15 protein-coding genes are annotated in these 18,467 nt (G+C 63.7%); 1 reads left to right on the top strand and 14 read right to left on the bottom strand.

Translation table 11 applies throughout. The features are described 5' to 3' along the window. Nucleotides 1-67: 67 nt before the first annotated feature. Nucleotides 68-1,573 (bottom strand): glycogen synthase GlgA, encoded by a 1,506-nt coding sequence (gene glgA, locus CRT23_RS03490; protein WP_103708625.1) that lies wholly within the window; start codon nucleotides 1,571-1,573, stop codon nucleotides 68-70. A gap of 191 nt (nucleotides 1,574-1,764) precedes the next feature. Continuing rightward, the gene (locus CRT23_RS03485; RefSeq protein ID WP_103708624.1) at nucleotides 1,765-3,363 is read right to left on the bottom strand and encodes an alpha-amylase family glycosyl hydrolase; all 1,599 of its coding nucleotides are present in this window, start codon (nucleotides 3,361-3,363) and stop codon (nucleotides 1,765-1,767) included. A gap of 573 nt (nucleotides 3,364-3,936) precedes the next feature. Between CRT23_RS03485 and CRT23_RS03480 the strand changes: the two genes are divergently transcribed. Further along, a complete protein-coding gene (locus tag CRT23_RS03480) occupies nucleotides 3,937-6,390 on the top strand; it encodes a glycogen/starch/alpha-glucan phosphorylase (RefSeq protein WP_245435942.1) in 2,454 nt (817 codons plus the stop codon). A 131-nt stretch (nucleotides 6,391-6,521) separates the two neighbouring features. Here CRT23_RS03480 and CRT23_RS03475 read toward each other — a convergent pair whose 3' ends face one another. The 12 genes from CRT23_RS03475 to CRT23_RS03425 all read right to left on the bottom strand — a co-directional run bounded on the left by CRT23_RS03475 (nucleotide 6,522) and on the right by CRT23_RS03425 (nucleotide 18,420). Then, nucleotides 6,522-7,466, bottom strand: a complete 945-nt coding sequence (locus CRT23_RS03475) for a ferredoxin--NAD(+) reductase (RefSeq protein ID WP_103708623.1) — start codon at nucleotides 7,464-7,466, stop codon at nucleotides 6,522-6,524. Between the two features lie 67 nt (nucleotides 7,467-7,533). Further along, nucleotides 7,534-7,887 (bottom strand): hypothetical protein, encoded by a 354-nt coding sequence (locus CRT23_RS03470; RefSeq protein WP_103708622.1) that lies wholly within the window; start codon nucleotides 7,885-7,887, stop codon nucleotides 7,534-7,536. Nucleotides 7,888-8,017: 130 nt separating this feature from the next. Beyond that, the gene (locus CRT23_RS03465) at nucleotides 8,018-10,903 is read right to left on the bottom strand and encodes an EAL domain-containing protein (RefSeq protein WP_103708621.1); all 2,886 of its coding nucleotides are present in this window, start codon (nucleotides 10,901-10,903) and stop codon (nucleotides 8,018-8,020) included. Between the two features lie 208 nt (nucleotides 10,904-11,111). After that, the gene (locus CRT23_RS03460) at nucleotides 11,112-12,407 is read right to left on the bottom strand and encodes a pitrilysin family protein (protein WP_103708620.1); all 1,296 of its coding nucleotides are present in this window, start codon (nucleotides 12,405-12,407) and stop codon (nucleotides 11,112-11,114) included. A gap of 6 nt (nucleotides 12,408-12,413) precedes the next feature. Beyond that, nucleotides 12,414-13,826 carry a threonine synthase gene (thrC, locus tag CRT23_RS03455; RefSeq protein ID WP_103708619.1) on the bottom strand — a complete coding sequence of 471 codons (1,413 nt, stop codon included), beginning with the start codon at nucleotides 13,824-13,826 and terminating at the stop codon, nucleotides 12,414-12,416. A 66-nt stretch (nucleotides 13,827-13,892) separates the two neighbouring features. Then, nucleotides 13,893-14,309 carry a DUF4864 domain-containing protein gene (locus tag CRT23_RS03450; protein ID WP_103708618.1) on the bottom strand — a complete coding sequence of 139 codons (417 nt, stop codon included), beginning with the start codon at nucleotides 14,307-14,309 and terminating at the stop codon, nucleotides 13,893-13,895. An 83-nt stretch (nucleotides 14,310-14,392) separates the two neighbouring features. Further along, on the bottom strand, nucleotides 14,393-15,157 hold the full coding sequence (locus CRT23_RS03445; RefSeq protein WP_103708617.1) for an SURF1 family protein: 765 nt from the start codon (nucleotides 15,155-15,157) through the stop codon (nucleotides 14,393-14,395). Between the two features lie 2 nt (nucleotides 15,158-15,159). Further along, the gene (locus CRT23_RS03440; protein ID WP_055954894.1) at nucleotides 15,160-15,528 is read right to left on the bottom strand and encodes a DUF983 domain-containing protein; all 369 of its coding nucleotides are present in this window, start codon (nucleotides 15,526-15,528) and stop codon (nucleotides 15,160-15,162) included. A gap of 134 nt (nucleotides 15,529-15,662) precedes the next feature. After that, nucleotides 15,663-16,520, bottom strand: coding sequence for a cytochrome c oxidase subunit 3 (locus CRT23_RS03435; protein WP_103708616.1), 858 nt, complete (start codon nucleotides 16,518-16,520; stop codon nucleotides 15,663-15,665). A 137-nt stretch (nucleotides 16,521-16,657) separates the two neighbouring features. Next, nucleotides 16,658-17,272 carry a cytochrome c oxidase assembly protein gene (locus CRT23_RS03430; protein WP_103708615.1) on the bottom strand — a complete coding sequence of 205 codons (615 nt, stop codon included), beginning with the start codon at nucleotides 17,270-17,272 and terminating at the stop codon, nucleotides 16,658-16,660. Between the two features lie 27 nt (nucleotides 17,273-17,299). Then, nucleotides 17,300-17,434, bottom strand: coding sequence for a hypothetical protein (locus tag CRT23_RS29555; RefSeq protein ID WP_280951947.1), 135 nt, complete (start codon nucleotides 17,432-17,434; stop codon nucleotides 17,300-17,302). A gap of 35 nt (nucleotides 17,435-17,469) precedes the next feature. After that, nucleotides 17,470-18,420: a heme o synthase gene (locus CRT23_RS03425; protein WP_103708614.1), complete on the bottom strand. Its 951-nt coding sequence runs from the start codon at nucleotides 18,418-18,420 to the stop codon at nucleotides 17,470-17,472. Nucleotides 18,421-18,467 lie beyond the last annotated feature (47 nt).

The following is an 18,467-nucleotide window of genomic DNA, read 5'->3' as shown; positions in this document are numbered from 1 at the left end:
GCAAACGAACAAAGCCGGCGGGTGACCCCGCCGGCTTTGTTCGTTTGCCGATAGGGCCATCGTGACTTTACGCAGCGCGGAGGCGCAAGCCGGCAGTGTTGCCAAAGGCGCGGGCGTAGAGGGACGCGTAGTTCATCGCGGCCTGATCCCAACCGAACGAGCGCGACATGGCGTGGCGACGCATGGCGTTCAGGCGCTTCTTCTGCGCGAAAGTATCGAAGGCGCGCCGGATCGCGTTCGAGAAGCCACGCGTGGAGGCCTCGCCGAAGGTGAAGCCGGTGACGCCGTCCTCCACCGTATCAGCAAGTCCGCCGGTCCGATGAACGATCGGCAGTGATCCGAAGCGCTGGGCATACATCTGCGCCAATCCACATGGCTCGAAGCGCGAAGGCATCAGCAGAAAATCGCTGCCCGCGAACATCCGGCGCGCATCCCGCTCCTCGAAGCCGACATGGACGCCGATGGAGGAGGGATGACGGCGAGCGAGGTCTCGCAATGCACCTTCGAAACGGCCTTCGCCCTGGCCGATCACCACGAGCTGACCGCCCTCGGCCACGATCGACTCGGCTGCGGCGATGCTGAGATCGATGCCCTTCTGGTGCACCAAACGGGAAACCACGGCGAAGAGGGGACCGCGCGAAACGGCCAGGCCGAACTGTCGCCGGACAGTCTCGGCGTTGGCACGCTTGCCCTTCCAATCATCGACCTCGAAACGGGCGGCAAGATGGGCGTCGGTCCGCGGGTCCCAGCTCTCGTCGATCCCATTGAGGATCCCGGCGAGGCGGCCTTGTGCGGCCCGTGTCCGTAGCAGGCCATCGAGCCCGCAGCCTGATTCCGGTGTGATGATTTCCCGAGCGTAGGTCTCGCTGACGGTTGTTACGTGCGAAGCGTAGAAGAGCCCGGCCTTGAGGAACGAGAGCTGACCGTAGAACTCGACGCCGTCCATCTGGAAGGCATCTTCGGGTACCCCGAGGCGCCCGAGGGACTCGCGCGGGAAAACGCCCTGATAGGCAAGGTTGTGAACCGTAAGGATGCTCGGCACTCGCAGTCCAGCCCATGCGAGATATGCGGGGGCAAGGGCAGCCTGCCAATCGTTCAGATGAAGAAGATCTGCGGCCCAAGCCGGGTCGATGCCCCGCGCGATTTCTGCAGCAGCGAGGCTTAGACGGGCGAAGCGGATGTCATTGTCGCCGAAATCGCCCTGCGCGTTGCCGTAGGGTGTCCCGTCGCGCTGATAGAGATCTGCATTGAGGACAACGTAGACTTGGAGCCCATCGCTGGTCTCTACGAGGCCAAGATCACAGGGCGGTACGCCCGCTTGGGCCGGCAACTGTGCGACGACCGGGATGTGATCGAACTGCTCGACGACCTGCCGGTATCCGGGAATGAGGACGCGGACATCGTAGTGCTTGCGTAGAGCTCGCGGAAGAGAGCCCGCCACTTCGCCAAGACCCCCCGTTTTCACGAAATCGGCCATCTCCGGCGTAGCGAAGAGAATGCGGGGCTGTAATTGGTGGCGGAAACGGGTCCCGTGATGGAAGTCTATGGGATTCTGCTGGTCCACCAAGCTCATCAATTCGTTCCCGCGTCGAGCGGTGGGCGGGAACGGAGAGCGAGAGCCCAGCATCGACGTCGACCTCGTGAACGCAGCGAGACGGTGATTGTTCCGTTGCGTTGCACAATTCAAGCCACGTTCAGAAACTTTCTTGGAAGGAGACGCTTCTGCCCGCTTTTCACACGCTGATGTGATGCTCGCTGCGACCGTCAGCTCCAGCCTCTGATGAGCATCAGGCCTTCATTGGCCTCGAGCACCAAATCGTTGGCGTGCAGGCTGCTGGCTCGGTCCGTGTGGGTGGAAAGGAGAACGGTCCATGCGCCACCATATGCCCCCGTATCGCTGACGGTTTGTGGCGATGCACTAAAGTTTAGCAGGATGCGGAGCGTCGTATCAGCGTCATGCCGCTCATAGGCAAAGACGAACGCATTCGATGAAGGCAGGCTGCGAAATCCTCCCGTCGAGAGAGCCGTATAGTCCCGGCGGAGGCGCAGGAGGCGACGGTAGAGGGTGAGGAGCGATCGGGCATCGTCGCACTGGAGCTCGACGTTCCGGGCTACCGCATCCGCGCTGAGGGGGAGCCAAGGCTCGCCCACGCTGAAACCCGCATTGGGTGAGTCGTCCCACTGCATCGGCGTGCGTTCGGGATCACGGCCGTGGCCTGGCTCGTTGCGCTCCCAGGGATCCTGGACCCGGTCTGGCGGAATGGGCACGTGGGCGAGGCCTATCTCGTCACCGTAGTAGAGCGTCGGCGTGCCGCGCAGGGTCAACAGAAGCATCGCCGCGATGCTGGCCTGTGCGGCACCGACCCGTGCCGCGATCCTGGGTTGATCATGGTTGCCGAGCACCCAATTCGGCCATCCGCCGGGGGGAAGGGCGTCCTCGTAGGCGACGACGAGTTCGGCCACCGAGCGTGCGTTCCAGGGCGTTTGAATGAGTTGGAAGTTGAAGGGCAGATCGACGCCTGCCAGATCGGCGCCATAATACGCTACGAGTCGCTCAACGGGCAGGTAGATCTCGCCGATCAGAACGCGATCACCGTAGGGTGCGAGTACGGCCCGCATTTCTGCGATGACATCGAAGATCTCGGGGCGATCCGCGGAATAGACCTGAGTGAAGCGATTGATCTCGGCCTGCCCCGAGGTGAAGCCCGGATTGGCAGGATTATCGCGGAAGCCCTCATCCTTCATCAGGTGCCAAATCACGTCGACACGGAAACCGTCGACACCGCGGTCGAGCCAGAAGCGGAGGACGTCGTGCATCGCCGCGCGAACCTCCGGGTTGCGCCAGTTCAGGTCCGGCTGCTCGCGCAGGAAGGCATGGTAGTAGTACTGCCCCGTCGCTGCGTCTCGGCTCCAGGCGGGGCCGCCGAAATTGCTGATCCAGTTGTTGGGCGGACCACCATCGGGGGCGGGATCGCGCCAGATGTACCAATTCCGCTTCGGGCTCGTGCGCGAAGCGCGGCTGTCCACAAACCACGGATGGGCGATCGAGGTGTGGTTCGGGACGAAATCGAGGATGACCTTGAGCCGCCTGAAATGGGCTTCCGCCACCAGAGCGTCGAAGTCCTCCAGTGTTCCGAACAAGGGGTCGACGCCACAATAGTCCGCGACGTCGTAACCGAAATCCGCCATCGGAGAGGGATAGAACGGCGAGATCCAGACAGCATCGACGCCGAGCCAGGCGAGATAGTCGAGACGGCGGGTGATCCCGCGCAGATCCCCGATCCCGTCCCCGTCGCTATCCTGGAAGGAGCGCGGGTAGACCTGATAGACGGTGCCGCTCTTCCACCAGACCGTATCCGCCATGCAATCCTCCGCCGACGCGCCCCGGTCGCGTTCGGGTTGGACCCTAGCTGCAGACGGCACTTCGCGCGACCCGCTCGGATTGAGAGGCGTTCAGACAATATTCGAACGTGGTGTGGTCTCATTCCCGAACGGTTTGGCTGGGACTGTCGGACACCATGACGCAGGTTTGTGTTCCAGGGGAGCTCTGTGGTCTCGATGGGGCGCCAGTAGGGCACGCTCGGGCAAGCAAAGTACCCCATCCTAAAGCGGTACCGAATTCGCAGCATTGGTGGAGTGCGAGAATGGGGCTCCGGGGCGAGGATCGAACATCAGACTAGAGAAAGATCGCGAGCTCGGTACGGCCCATGCTGCACCGGTTGGCGAGACGAAACGAAGGGGACCGAGCCGAACGCAGAACTGGAATGCTCGAGAGCATGATAGCCCCAGGGTTGTCATCCTGGCGGCGGCTTCCAAGTCTGACGGCCGAGAAGGGGGGACTAAGACGTGCTGAACGACAAACTCATCGGACGAGACAATTCCGACGTCACCACATCGATGGAGGCTTCGGAGATGACTCTACGAGGGCCCTCGCCAATGTTGCGAGAACGCACCCGACCACTGCACAAGCCGTCCGGCGATGATGTAGCGGACCTGCGGGAGGCCATCCTGGCCAAGCTGGTCTATGCCATCGGAAAGACGCCCCGGACTGCACGTGAGCGTGACTGGTTCGCCGCGACCGCCCTCGCCCTGCGTGACCGGGTCGTCGATGCTTGCCACGATGCGGATGGGTCGATTCCCAACAAGCGGGTCTATTACCTATCCCTGGAATTCCTCATCGGTCGTCTTCTCTCCGATGCCATGAACAATCTCGGCCTCGTCGAGACCACCCGGACGGCCCTGCGCGAACTTGGCGTGGAACTGGGCAACGTGGAGGCGGCGGAGCCGGATGCCGCGTTGGGGAACGGCGGCCTCGGACGTCTCGCCGCCTGCTTCATGGAAAGCATGGCCAGCTTGTCGATCCCCGCTATCGGATACGGGATTCGCTACGATCACGGCCTCTTCCGGCAATCCCTGGAGGACGGATGGCAGAAGGAAGCCCCGGAGACCTGGCTCGCCGAGGGCAACCCTTGGGAATTTCCGCGGCCGGAGGCGACCTACACGATCGGTTTCGGTGGCCACGTCACCATGTCGTCGGTCTCCGAAGGCGTGATCCGTCGCCATTGGCATCCGGCCGAAACGGTACGGGCGGTGGCACATGACGTGCCGGTCGTCGGGTGGCGCGGACGCCATGTGAATACGCTGCGTCTCTGGAAGGCCGAAGCCCACGTGCCTGTCGAGCTGGCTCAGTTCAATGGCGGAGACCATGTGGGTGCCGTTTCAGCGCGGGCTCGCGCTGAAGCAATCTCTCGCGTGCTTTATCCGAGCGACTCGTCCGCCGAGGGCCAGGAGCTGCGCCTGAGGCAGGAATACTTCTTCACCTCCGCCTCGCTGCAGGATCTGGTGCGCCGGCATGCAGCCGAGCGCGGCGATTTGCGTTCGCTGCCCGACCATGCCGCAATCCAGCTCAATGATACGCATCCCGCCATCGCGGTGCCGGAGTTGATGCGCCTCCTCCTCGAGGATCATGGCTTCAACTGGGAGGATGCCTGGCACGTCACGACGCACACTCTCGGCTATACGAACCACACGCTTCTTCCCGAGGCGCTGGAGACTTGGCCGGTCGAGTTGATGGAGCGCGTGCTGCCGCGGCATATGCAGATCATCTACCTAATTAACTGGATGCACCTTGAAGAGCAGGGCAAGCAGGGCCGTGGTTCTGCCGAGAAGCTCGCTGCCGTGTCACTCATCGACGAAACCCATGGCAAGCGGGTCCGCATGGGCCATCTTGCATTCTTGGGAGCCCGCCGCGTGAACGGCGTGTCTGCGCTGCATACCGATCTGATGCGCTCGACGGTGTTCAAGGAGCTCCACGCCCTCGACACGGACAAGATCGTCAATAAGACGAATGGGATTACCTTCCGGCGCTGGCTCCACAACGCCAATCCGGAACTCACAGCCCTCGTTGTCGAGGCAGTCGGGCCTGAGGTGCTCGATACGCCCGAACTGCTCACCGGCTTGGCCGATGTCGCATCCGATGCGAACTTCCAATCCCGCTACGCGGCGATGCGCCGTGCGCGGAAGGCGGCACTCGCGCAGGTGGTGGCCGATCGCACTGGTGTCGCGATCGATCCGTCGGCCCTCTTCGACGTACAGATCAAGCGCATCCACGAGTACAAGCGCCAGCTCCTCAACGTGATCGAGACCGTTGCCTTGTATCAGGCGATCAAGGCTGACCCGACGGCCGACTGGACGCCGCGCGTGAAGATCTTTGCCGGGAAGGCGGCACCGAGCTACGTCCAGGCCAAGCTCATCATCAAGCTCGCCTGCGACGTCGCCAAGGTGGTGAACGCCGACCCGGACGTGGCGGGCCGCCTGAAAGTGGTCTTTCTGCCGAACTACTCTGTGAGCTTGGCGGAGGCGATCATCCCCGCGGCCGACCTCTCCGAGCAGATCTCTACGGCCGGCATGGAGGCCTCCGGTACCGGCAACATGAAGCTCGCCCTCAACGGCGCGGTGACGATCGGTACCCTCGATGGCGCCAACATCGAGATCCGTGACCATGTGGGCGCGGACAACATCTTCATCTTCGGCCTCGATGCGGCCGGGGTGCAGGCTCGGATGGCGGAGTCGAACTACGCTGAGGCGGCTATCGCCGCTTCGCCCCGCCTGAAAGCCGCCCTTGACCTCATCGAGGCTGGAGGCTTTTCGCCCGAGGAGCCAGGCCGTTTCGGACCGATCGTCGATGACCTGCGCCACAACGATCGTTATCTCCTCACCGTCGATTTCGACGATTACTGGCGCGTTCAGCGCTCGGTCGATCAGGCCTGGAACGATCCGAAGGCTTGGTGGCGTACGGCCATCCTCAACACCGCTCGGATGGCGTGGTTCTCATCCGACCGCTCCATGCGGGAATATGCAGAGGAAATTTGGCGGGTTCGGCTCAGCTGATCTGCCCAGTGCGCCCGGCTCCCGAGATGGGGCCGGGCAGGTCGCGGCTGCAATCTAGAAATGACTGAGCCGCATCCCCGGGGGAATGCGGCTCATTTCGTTTGATCGCCTCAGCGGGGTCGGGGGCCAAGCTAGATCCCGGCGTCGATCAGGATCGGATGGCACCGGGCCCCGGTGGTGGCGGCGAGTACCTCCACGGCTCCGACGGTCGAGGCATCCCCCGCGACGTGAACCACGTCTGTGCTCCGCAGTGATGGCAGGTGTGCTGTGAGGGGCCCCGGGCGAACTTCGGGCGGACGTTGACGGGTGCGGTCGGAGACGGTGACGATTTTGGTGACGCCGGTCGCGCGCAACCAATCGAGCGCCGGTCGCATGTAAAGGTCGAGTGGATTGCGCGCCCCGACCACCAGGATGATTTCACGGGCCGGTTCGATGTAGCGCGCTGCATGGGCAATGGACCAGATCGGTGCAAAGCCGGTCTCGGAAGCAACAAGAACGAGGCGTCCGCCCCCTGCACGGTAGAAGCCGCGACCGACGGGCCCTTTCACCTTCACCGGGTGATCGCACGCGAGAGCTTCCACCAATTCGTGGCCGAGACCGAAGCCGTCGCGGTCCTGGCGCAGGTGGAACACCAACTCGTTGAGTTCCGCCGATCCGTCGACGCGCAGGGTCGGGCTCAGGGTGACGGGCGCGAAATTTTCGAATGTGACGTCGAGCCCGTGACCCGGTTCCAGGGCAAGCCGACGGGTGATCGTCACGACGACTTGGAAGGTATGCGGACCAAGGGGGGTGATCTCGGTGACCGTGCCGGTCCGCTTCTGCACGGCGGTCGGTCGACTCGGCAGCACCAGGCGAGAGGGTGGATCGATGGCAGCTGCGCGAGGCAGCGAAAGCTTGATAGCCTCACCACGATGGGCGCGGCTCTGAGCCCGGCGTGGGGCAGGGCCAGCGCCCTGGCCACCGGCTCCAGGCGTGGCAGCGATCATCCCATCGGCAAGAGCGGCTTCCAGCGGGGTGTCACCGGTGGAAACGCGCACGGACTTGCCGTTGACGACGAGCGAGCAGCGGGTGCTCATGGTCGTCCTTCAGGTGTGGGGAATGGAGTGGGTGCGTCGCGGAGGTGTCGCTGAGCGACGCCTCGTCTCAGCGCGGTTCGTGGAGCAGATGGTCGACCAGGGCGGCCCAACGGTCGCGGACCGCCTGTGCCTCCGGCGACAGTGGCTCGGCGCCATCGATCCGGCTGATGCAGGCGCGGAGCCGGTCGACCTCGCGACGTTCAGCCCCCAGTACGGCTTTCATGACCGCAACCTCGGCCTTGAGCCGCGACACCTCACCTGCCGGTGCCGTACCGGACGTCGCGACTGCGATGGGTGCGGCAGCCGGAACCTCAGGAACCACCGCGACATCCGGCGCCGCGCGAAGCGGACGCGCCATCAAGCGTCGGACCAGACCGGTGTCGATCTCGTCGTCCACGATCCGCAACGCAGCCTGCGCCATGACCCCATCTCCCTCGGCCAGCGCGTTGCGCTTTGCCGCCCGCACATCAACTCGAAGCTGAGGATGCCGGATCATGGTTAAGGGAGGTTTAACTGGATGCGATGGTTTGCACGCATCCGACTAATCTGACTCAGGCAGCTTCGGGCGCCGCACCGAGCAACTGCCGAGCTTGAAGCATCGACATCGGTTCGCCGAAGGCGAAACCTTGCGCATATTCACAGCCCAGTTCGAATAGGATCTGTGTGTCGACTTCCGACTCGGCGCCTTCCGCAATGATCGACAAGCCGAGTTCCTGTGCCATCTTGACGATCGATCGTAGGATGGCGGTCTGACCCGTCGCGATCTGGCGTACGAAGGATTGGTCGATCTTGATCGTGTCGAAGGGGAAGCGCTGCAGATAGGAGAGGGCCGAGTAGCCAGTGCCGAAATCATCCAGGGACAGGCCGGCTCCAAGGTCGTGAATGCGGTGAAGCATCTGCGCTGCGTATTCCGGATTCTCCATCACCAGGCTCTCGGTCATCTCCAGCTTCAAAGAGCGAGGGATAACTCCTGAACGGGCGAGGATCGTTTTCACGTCATGCAAGAGGTCGTGGCGGAGGAGCTGTCGTGAGGAGATGTTGACGGAGGCGAAGATCGGCGGTTCCACATCGAGGGAACGCTGCCAAGCTGCCAACTCGAGAGCGGTTCGCTCCAAGGCGAAGATACCAAGATTGACGATGAAGCCGCTTTCTTCCGCGATCGGCAGGAAGGTCGCGGGACCAATGCGGCCGAGCTTCGGATGGTCCCAGCGCAGGAGCGTCTCGAAACCCGCGACGGTGCGGTCCTCCAGCCGGACAATCGGCTGGAACAGCACCTTCATCTCGTTGCGATCCAGCGCCCGGCGCAGATCGGCTTCCAGCATCAAGCGATCGCTGCGCTCGTTACGCATGGTGGCGCGGAACACTTCGGTGCGATCCCCACCGCCGCGCTTGGCTTGGATCATCGCCATCTCGGCGTTCTTGAACACCTCTTCCCGCTTCAGATTCGCACCACCCTCGTAGAGGGCGAGACCGACAGAGACCGTCAGAAAGATTTCGCGATCCGCATAGGTGATTGGTGTCGCGATCGCTTTGCGGATCATCTCCGCGAACGCGAGAATGCGGTCCGGCTCGCGTTCGGAGATCAGGATCAGGGCGAACTCATCGCCCGCGACACGGGCCAGGGTATCCTGTGGGCGGAGGAGGCGTCCGAGTCTACGCGACAGTGTCAGAAGGATCGAGTCACCGGCCGACAGACCGATGGCGTCGTTGATGGCCTTGAACCGATCGATGTCGAGGACGATCGTCGTCGGCCGTAACCGGGCATCCTGGCTGGCGAAAGCCAGCGCCGCATCGAGGCGATCATAGAAGAGTTCGCGGTTCGGCAGACCCGTGAGGCTGTCATGCACCGCATCGTGGAGAAGCCGCTCCTCGGCCGTCTTCACCTCGGTGACATCGCTGATCGTGCCGACGACCCGGATCACCTCTCCGTCCGAACCAATCACGGGCCGTGCCTTGAGGCGATACCAATAGTACGGGCCGGCCGTCGAGCGCAGGCGGAAATCGTGTACGATACGGCCACGGCGTTCCTCGATGACTGTGTCGAGGGCAGCCGAGTAGCGCTCGACGTCGAACGGATGGACCAAGCTGAGCCAGTTGGCCGCAGGGCCTTCGAGGGCACCGCGTTTCAGACCAAGCTGTCCCTCGATTTCCTGACCGGCAAAGACCCGGTCACCCGGTACGTCCCAGTCGAACACCACGTCCCCTGCGCCGGTAAGGGCCAATGCGCGACGCTCGGTGTCAGAGACAAGAGCGTGGGTCAGGCCACCGCCGGCGAACGCATGCTGCATCACGGTGAAGCCGATCAGCATGACGATCAGTACGAGGCCGCCGATGAGGGCCGGTTGTACCAGGTCGCTGCTGATCTGCCCCGTGATCGCGAACCCTGCAGCCACCACCCAGACGAGAAGCAGGCACCAAGTAGGCACCAGCAGGATGGCGCGGTCATAACCGTTGTGCGCTGCGAGATAGACGATCAGCAGCAGGCCGACCCCGGCCACCGCCGCAATGGAAATGCGGGCGACACCCGCCGCCACAGGCGGATCGAAGACTGCGAGGCCCACCAAGCACGCCAGGAACAGAAGCCAGATGATCGCCACGTGGCTGTAGCGGACGTGCCACCGGCTGAGATTCAGATAGGCGAACAGGAAGACCAGCAGCGTCGCGCCGAGAACCGCTTCCGTCGAGGCGCGATAGACACGCTCGGCAACCTCGGTGATGGGAAACACGCGCTGCAGGAAACCGAAATCGATCGACGCGTAGGCCAGCACGGCCCAAGCCAGGGACGCGGCGGCAGGAAAAATGATCGCGCCCTTCACGACGAAGATGATCGTCAGGAAGAGGGCGAGGAGACCCGCAATGCCGATAATAATGCCCTTGTACAGGGTCAGGCCGTTGGCCTTCTTGCGATAAGCTTCCTGATCCCAGAGGTACACTTGTGGGATGTTCGGGCCTCGGAGCTCGGCCACGTAGGTTACCGTCGCACCGGGATCGAGGGTGATGACGAACTGATCGGCTTCCGGGTTCTCGTCGCGCTCCGGCCGAATGCCCTGGCTCGCCGTGATGGCGGCGATGCGCGAGCCTCCGAGATCGGGCCAGACAACACCCGAACCCACGAGGCGAAAATGCGGGGCGACGAGGACTCGATCCACCTGCTCGTCGGTATCGTTGGTCAGGGCGAACACCATCCAGTCAGGGCGGGCGCCCGTCTCACGGGCCTTGACCACGATGCGGCGGACGATCCCGTCCTTGCCCGGAGCGGTGGAGATCTGAATCAGGTCGCCATCGGAGCGATAGCGCTCGATCATCGGTGTGAGATCGATGACGGGCGCGTCGAGCGTGACGCGGACCGCCTCGACGGCCTGCGCCGGTCCTCCGACGATCAGGGCACTGAGCAGTGCCGCAGCGAGGGCGGCTAGGACGAGGGCGAATCTACGCAACGGGCGAGTGTTCCGGCCGGGCGAGGCATGATCGATGGAAACAGGCGACGGGAGACGGCTCAGCTGTGCATCCAGTCGTATCGGTGGGGGCCTCGACGAGCAAGGCAAACGGTTGCCTTGCGCGACGGCGTTCACCGGTTGTGAACCGTGGCGCCGACGAGGTTCGATCGCCCGCCTTTGCGGCCAAAACAAGCCGCAAAGGCCAAGCTCACGCCGCCTTCAACGCCGCTGTGATGCGGTCGAGCGTCGGAAGCTTCTTGATCGGGCCGATGGCGGCGAGGGTTGGGGCGCCCTTCAGCAGGCGTCGGCCAGCTTGGCGGACGTCGTCGACGGTGACCGCGTCGACCTTCGCGATGACCTCGCTGGCTGGAATAACCCGGCCCCAGGCCAGGATCTGTCGGGCGTTGCGTTCGATTCGGCCACCAGGGGTCTCCAAGGCGGAGAGCAGCGCGACCTTCAGCTGGGCCTTCGCCCGCGCGACTTCGATCGTGTCGGCATCCGCCGCGGCACGGATCGTGGCGTCCAGCGTCACGTCCATCAGCTCGGCGAGGTCACCCCCGGATGTACCGGCGCCAATTCCGAACACACCACAATCGTAGAACGCCCAATGAAAGGATTGGATCTCGTAAGCCAGGCCTCGCGTTTCGCGCACCTCGTGCCACAGCCGCGAGGTCAGGCCGCCACCGAGCACCTGTGCGAAGATGTGAAGCGCGTAGTAATCGTCGTCGCGAAACGACAGGCCTGGCAGGCCGAGCACGACGTTGGCTTGCTCGAGCTTCTTCGGCAGCCGCTTCTCGCCACCGCCATAGACCCCCGGGACTGCTTCCGGCGGCTGCGTCGGCTTCAGATCACCGAAATAGCGTGAAGCCGATTCGACGATCTGGTCATGGCCGATGGCGCCCGCCGCCGCCAGGACGATGCGGTCGGGGGTATATTCCCGCGCGATGTAGGCCTCGATCGCTGCTCGGTCGAAGCTGTTGATCGTCTCGGGCGTGCCAATGATCGGCCGCCCCATTGGCTGATTCGGAAAGGCCGCCTCGGTGAACGCCTCGTAGACGACGTCGTCGGGGGTATCCTCGATCGCCGCGTATTCCTGCAGGATCACGCTCTTCTCACGCGCAAGTTCGCCGGAATCGAAGACCGAATTGGTGAGGATGTCTCCGATCACGTCGAGGGCAACGCCTGCATCTTCGCCAAGCACCCGCGCGGTGTAGCTCGTTCCCTCGGCACTCGTTGCGGCATTGATGTCGCCGCCGACATTCTCGATGTCCTCGGCAATGCGGCGGGCGGACCGGGTCTTCGTACCCTTGAAGGCCATATGCTCGATGAGGTGGCTCAGACCGCCCTCGTCGGCGCGTTCGTGGCGCGAGCCGGCTCCGACCCAGACGCCAAGCGTCGCCGTCGCCACGCCCGGCATCGCCTCGGTGACCACGGTGACACCGTTGTCGAGCTTGGTGATCTTGAGATCGGGCGAGGCGCCGTGGGTGGCGAAATGTTGGTTCATGAGCGATTACGCTCCCTTGGTGATGCGGGCGCGCTCGCGGATGAAGGTTTCGACCGCCGCCTGATCGTTGGCAACGCGCGAAAAGGTCTCCTTGCGATCCATCAGGTCGGCGAGGTGCGGCGGAAGTTCAGGCCGCCGCCCGCCGATCGCCTTGGCGACGGCGTCGGGGAACTTGGCAGCGTGAGCTGTGGCCAGCGCCACAACCGGCGTGTGTGGGTCCTGACGCAGGAGCTTGCGCGCTGCATGAATGCCGATGGCGCTGTGTGGATCGATGACGTGTCCAGTCTCCGCATGGGTGCGGGCGATCTCAGCCATGACCTCAGGCTCGGAGACGGCAGCGGCATCGAACTCGCCGCGTACGGTCTCGAGGACGGACGGATCGAGATGGAAGCCGCCCGACTGCTTTAGCCCGGCCATGAGCCGCGCAAGGCTCGTAGAATCGCGTCCCAAGGCTTCGAACAGCAGGCGCTCGAAGTTCGAGGAGATCTGGATATCCATCGAGGGCGAGGTGGTCGGTTGCACCCCGCGGACCTCGTACGCGCCGTGCTCGAGGGTGCGAGCCAAAATGTCGTTGGCATTGGTGCCGATCATGAGGCGCTCGATCGGCAGGCCCATGCGCTTGGCGACCCAGCCGGCCAGGATGTCCCCGAAATTCCCGGTCGGGACCGCGAAGGAGATCGGACGGTGAGGAGCGCCGAGGGCCACGGCCGAGGTGAAGTAGTAGACCGCCTGTGCGGCGACTCGGGCCCAATTGATCGAATTGACGCCCGACAGCCGAACGTCGTCGGCAAAATCCGCGTGTTGGAACAGGGCTTTGACGATGTTCTGACAGTCGTCGAAATTGCCGTCGATGGCAATGGCGTGGACGTTGTGTGCCCCGACCGATGTCATCTGACGACGCTGGACCTCGGACACGCGCCCTTCTGGGAACAGGATGAAGATATCGACCTGATCGAGGCCGCGGAACGCCTCGACCGCGGCGCTGCCGGTATCGCCCGATGTGGCGCCGACGATGGTAGCCCGTGCGCCGCGGGCACGCAGGACATGGTCCATCAGGCGCCCGAGCAGCTGCATCGCGACGTCCTTGAACGCGAGCGTCGGGCCGTGGAAGAGCTCCAGCAGAAACAGGTTGTCGTCGAGCTGGGTAAGGGGGCAGACGGCCGGGTGCCGGAAGGTCGCGTAGGCCTCCTCGATCATCCGATCGAGGTCCGCATCGGCGATCTCCCCGTCGATGAGGGGGCGCAACACGGTCTTGGCCGCATCGGCATAGCGCAGGCCTGCCAGTGCGGCGATCGTCGGTTTGGCGATCTGCGGCCAGCTTTCGGGCACGTAGAGGCCGCCGTCGCGGGCGAGGCCGGCGAGAAGGGCATCGGAAAAGCTGAGGGGTGCCGCGGCGCCGCGGGTCGAGACGTGAAGCAAGGGGGCCTCCGGGAAGGCGCCCCGTCTACACGATGTCGGCGGGCGTGTCGAAAGTCTCGGGGCGGGTCAGGCTTTGCTGCCGGGCGCCTTGACCAGACGGCATCCCGTGATTCGCCAGGCGCCGTCCGACTGTTTCTCCAAGCTGTAGAGAGCAGCCCAGTCGGCCCCGTCCTCGTCCTGCAAGGTGACGCCGAGGGCCACGCCGTCGTCACCGGCATCCTCGATGCGATCCACACTAAATCGCCGGTTTCGGTAGACGGCGCCGTATCCCTGTTTGACCATCGCGATGAAGGTTTCGGGTGAGGGAAACAGCCCCTGGATCGCAGGGGCGGCCTGAGCATAAGCGGTGGCCGCATCGTCTCGACGGAAGGCGTCGATCTGGCGTTCCACCGTGGCCTTTGCCGCATCCCGCGCGGCGGCATCCACCGCAATAGCGGCCGAAGGCATGAACATCAGAGTAAAAAACAGCAGGACGGTGCGCATGGGGCCCACTCCGTATCGTGACCGTTCACCCGGAGGCTAGCGGGATCACCGGCGCAGCTGAAGCAAGTACTCGGCCGCATGCGTCACGATTGCGCGGGTGGCAACTCGTCGTGAAGTCGACGCCAAGCGAAGACACTGAACACGCCGACGAGGCAGGCTGCAATTCCAAACCACGTGAAAGCGTATTGCAAATGGTTATTCGGAAGATCGACCCGAAGCTGCCCACCCTTCGGCCAGCCGCCGGGATTTGGCGTGGCATCTGCTTCGACGAGGTAGGGTCGAGGGTCGGTGAGACCGCGGGAAGCGCTGATCCCAGCGATGTCGCGGTTGAACCATTCATTCCGCACCGGATCCGGCGCCGGCACGAACATCGTCCGTGGCTCTGATCCGCGAAGTATCCCAGTCACGGTGGTGATGCCGTCGACCTGGCCGGCCGCGCGATTCGCGGGCGCCTTCAACTCGGTGGGCACGAAGCCGCGATTGATCAGGATGGAGCCACCATTCTCAAGGAGAAAGGGTGTCAGGACGTAGTAGCCCTGCAGCGCCCGTCCTGGCACCTCGCCCGCGGCGAGCCCGTGGACCAGCGTCTCGGCTTCGTGCCGAAACCGCCCCGTGACACGGACACGTCGAAACTCGTCCCGGGCTTGATCCCAACTCTGCGTCGGGGGAAGCGCGGCTGGCGGCTCAACCTTCGATCGCGCCAGGATGCGGGAAATCAGGGCTTCCTTCTCTCCCTTGCGCTCAAGCTGCCAGACTCCAAGACCGAGGAGGATCGCGAGGCAGATCAGTGAGACGAGGCCGGGCGCCAGGATACTGCGCCAGGCGCCGGGACGAAGTGTCGGAGCCATGATTAGCGGAAGCGCCCTTGCTCGGCCTTATTGGTAAATTGCAGGGCCGCGAGGACACCCTTGAGTGGCCGCACCAGCAGAAGACTGAGTCCGATCGACAGGGTGCCCGCCACCAGGGCATGCACCCAGATCGGCGGCTCATAGGTAACCTCCATCCAGAGCGCGAGCCCCACGACTACGATGCCGACGATCGACATCACGAAGAAGGCCGGCCCGTCTCCCGAATTAAAACTGCCGTAGTCGAGACCGCAGACCTCGCAGGATGGGCGGAACGTGAGGAAGCCGTCGAACATGTGCCCCTCGCCGCAACGGGGACAACGGCCGCGCAGGCCGGCGGATATGGGGGAAGGCTTCGGCCGCGATGGGTCCAAGATCGATCACTCCTCGTACGGCGCTGCGCCGTGCCACTCCATATGGGCATGGACTATGTGCGCGGCAGGCGCGACCATGAAAAAGGGCGGCTCACGCCGCCCTCTTCAACACTGCCCTACGGACCAAGCCGGGCTCAGTGAGCTGCGTGACCGACCCCCGCACCCCAGACATAGATCGACGCGAACAGGAACAGCCAGACTACGTCAACGAAGTGCCAGTACCAGGCGGCGAACTCGAAGCCGAGATGCTGGCGGGTGGTGAACTGACCGAGATAGGCGCGGTAGAGACAAATCGCGAGGAAGATCGTCCCAATGATGACGTGAAAGCCGTGGAAGCCTGTCGCCATGAAGAAGGTCGACGAGTAGATGCTGCCCGAGAAACCGAAGTGGGCGTGCGCGTACTCGTAGGCCTGGCAGGCGGAGAACAGGACGCCGAGGATGATCGTCAGCCAAAGGCCGTACTTCAAGCCCTTCCGGTCATCGTTTAGCAGGGCGTGGTGCGCCCAAGTGATCGTCGTACCGGAGGTGAGAAGGATTAGAGTGTTGAGCAGCGGCAGGTGCCACGGGTCGAACGCCTCGATACCCTTCGGCGGCCAGGTACCCCCCGTGAAGTCGACGCGCGAGGCCTGGATCGGATCGGCGGCATAGAGCGCGGCTTCGAAATAGGCCCAGAACCAAGCAACGAAGAACATCACCTCGGAGGCGATGAACATGATCATGCCGTAGCGGTGGTGCAGCTGAACGACGCGGGTGTGGTCGCCCGTGTTGGCCTCATGCACGACGTCCTTCCACCAAGCGAACATGGTGTAGAGCACGCCGAGGAGGCCGGCGCCGAAGATGTAGGGGCCAGGGGTGAGCGTGCCGATCTGAAGGCTCTTCATCCAGAACACGGCGCCGAAGGCCATCAGGAAACCCGAGAAGGCACCGATCAGCGGCCAGGGACTGGGGGCCAGAATATGGAAGTCGTGATTTTTGGCGTGCGCCTCGGCCATTGAACTCTTCTCCTACCCCCGACCTCCGGACCGTCGCCGGCCCTCGATCCACTGATTGCGTCTTCCCGACCGGGTTGCCCCGGATTGTTGTGGCAAACCCTTACCCAGGGTCGTGCGCTGTTGTCACGCTTGTGCCATCAAAAATTCGACTTCGTCCCCGTGCCGCCCGTTGTCGCAAGCGCGGCCGTGGGCTGACCGTTCTTCGAGGCGAAATACGTGTAGGAGAGCGTCATCTCAGACAGATGCGCGGTATTCGAGTCCTTGCGGACCTCAGGGTCAATGTAGAACACCATGGGAAAATCCATCGTCTCACCCGGCTGCAGGGTTTGCTCGTTGAAGCAGAAACACTGCACCTTGACGAAGAAGCTTCCCATGAGACCCGGCTGCACGTTGAAAGTGGCGATGCCTGTAGAAGGCGTGCTACCGGTGTTCTTCACGCGGAAAAAGACGGTCTTCGTCTCGCCGAGTCGGGCTTCGACCTTCGGCGACTCGGCCTGGAAGCGCCAGGGCAAGCTCGACGACACGTTCGTGTCGAAGTGGACCACCATGCTGTCATCGATCGCCGCAGCAGTCGGAGCAAGACCTGTACGCGGCGTGCCGTCATAGCCGGTCGCCTTGCAAAACATGTCGTAGAGTGGCACCGACGCGAACGCGAGCCCGATCATCCCGAAGGCGAGGCCCGCACAGGCGAAGGCCGTCACGCCGGCCTTGCGGCCAACGCCACGCGGCGGTGCATGTCTGGGGTCGACCATCAGAAGCGTCTCCGTTGTCCGGTGCAATCAGATCGGACGGTTGAGGACCTGTGGCCCAAGCTTCGCGATCGTCAGCACGTAGAAGATGGTCACCAGCGCGAACAGGACGGTCGCGATGGCAATGGAGCGCTTGCGCCGACGCTGCGATTCCGCGGGCGTCAACGGTCGTGGCGTTCCGGGAAGGCCAGGGCGATCGCTCACAGGCTCACCGCGCGGAAGAGGCCGAGGCTCTGCTCCGCGAGCAGGGCCGCGAACATCAGGAAGAGGTGCAAAATCGAAAATCCGAACATGCCCATGGCGGCCTTGCGCTCCGGCTCGCCCTCGCGATTGCGGAAGACGTGGACGCTGAAAGCCAGCATCCCGAGACCGCCCAGCAGCGCGGTGATCGCGTAGAGCCATCCGCCGAAACCGAGGGCGACAGGCGCGAGTCCGAGGGGGAAGAGCAGCATCGAGTAGCCGATGATTTGACGACGCGTTGAATCCGGGCCGGCGACGTTTGGCATCATGGGGATGCCCGCCTTGGCGTAGTCGGCGGACTTGATGAGGGCCAGAGCCCAGAAATGCGGCGGCGTCCAGATGAAGATAATCATGAAGAGGACCAGCGACTCGACGCCGATGGTGCCGGTGACGGCCGCCTGACCGACCATCGGGGGGAGGGCGCCGGCAGCACCTCCGATGACGATGTTCTGCGGCGTCGCGCGCTTCAGCCACATCGAATAGACCACGGCGTAGAACACGATGGTGAAGGCTAGGAGCCCGGCCGCCACCCAGTTGGAAGCGAGACCGAGGACCAACACCGAGCCGACAGACAGCACGATGCCGAATGCCAACGCCTCATCCGGTCGGATGCGCCCATCCGGGATCGGACGCTTTGCGGTCCGGGTCATCACCGCGTCGATGTCCGCGTCCCACCACATGTTCAGGCAGCCCGAGGCGCCTGCGCCGACAGCGATCATCAGCAGTGAGATGGAGCCGACCACCGGCTGGATATGGACGTTCGAGACCACCATGCCGACGAGCGCGGTGAAGATGACAAGGATCATCACCCGCGGCTTCAGCAGGGCGAAGAAATCCGACACCTCGCCGCCAACCGGCGACAGAACTTGCGGCTCGGCGCCAGCGGATAGGCTGTTCGACACGCTCGTCATGGGGTCCCGATACGGTTTTCGTGTTTGGTGGGGCTTCAGATCGCGCC

The sequence above is a fragment of the Methylobacterium sp. V23 genome (assembly GCF_002917135.1).
Classification (GTDB): domain Bacteria; phylum Pseudomonadota; class Alphaproteobacteria; order Rhizobiales; family Beijerinckiaceae; genus Methylobacterium.
This window is presented reverse-complemented; position numbering and strand designations above follow the sequence as displayed.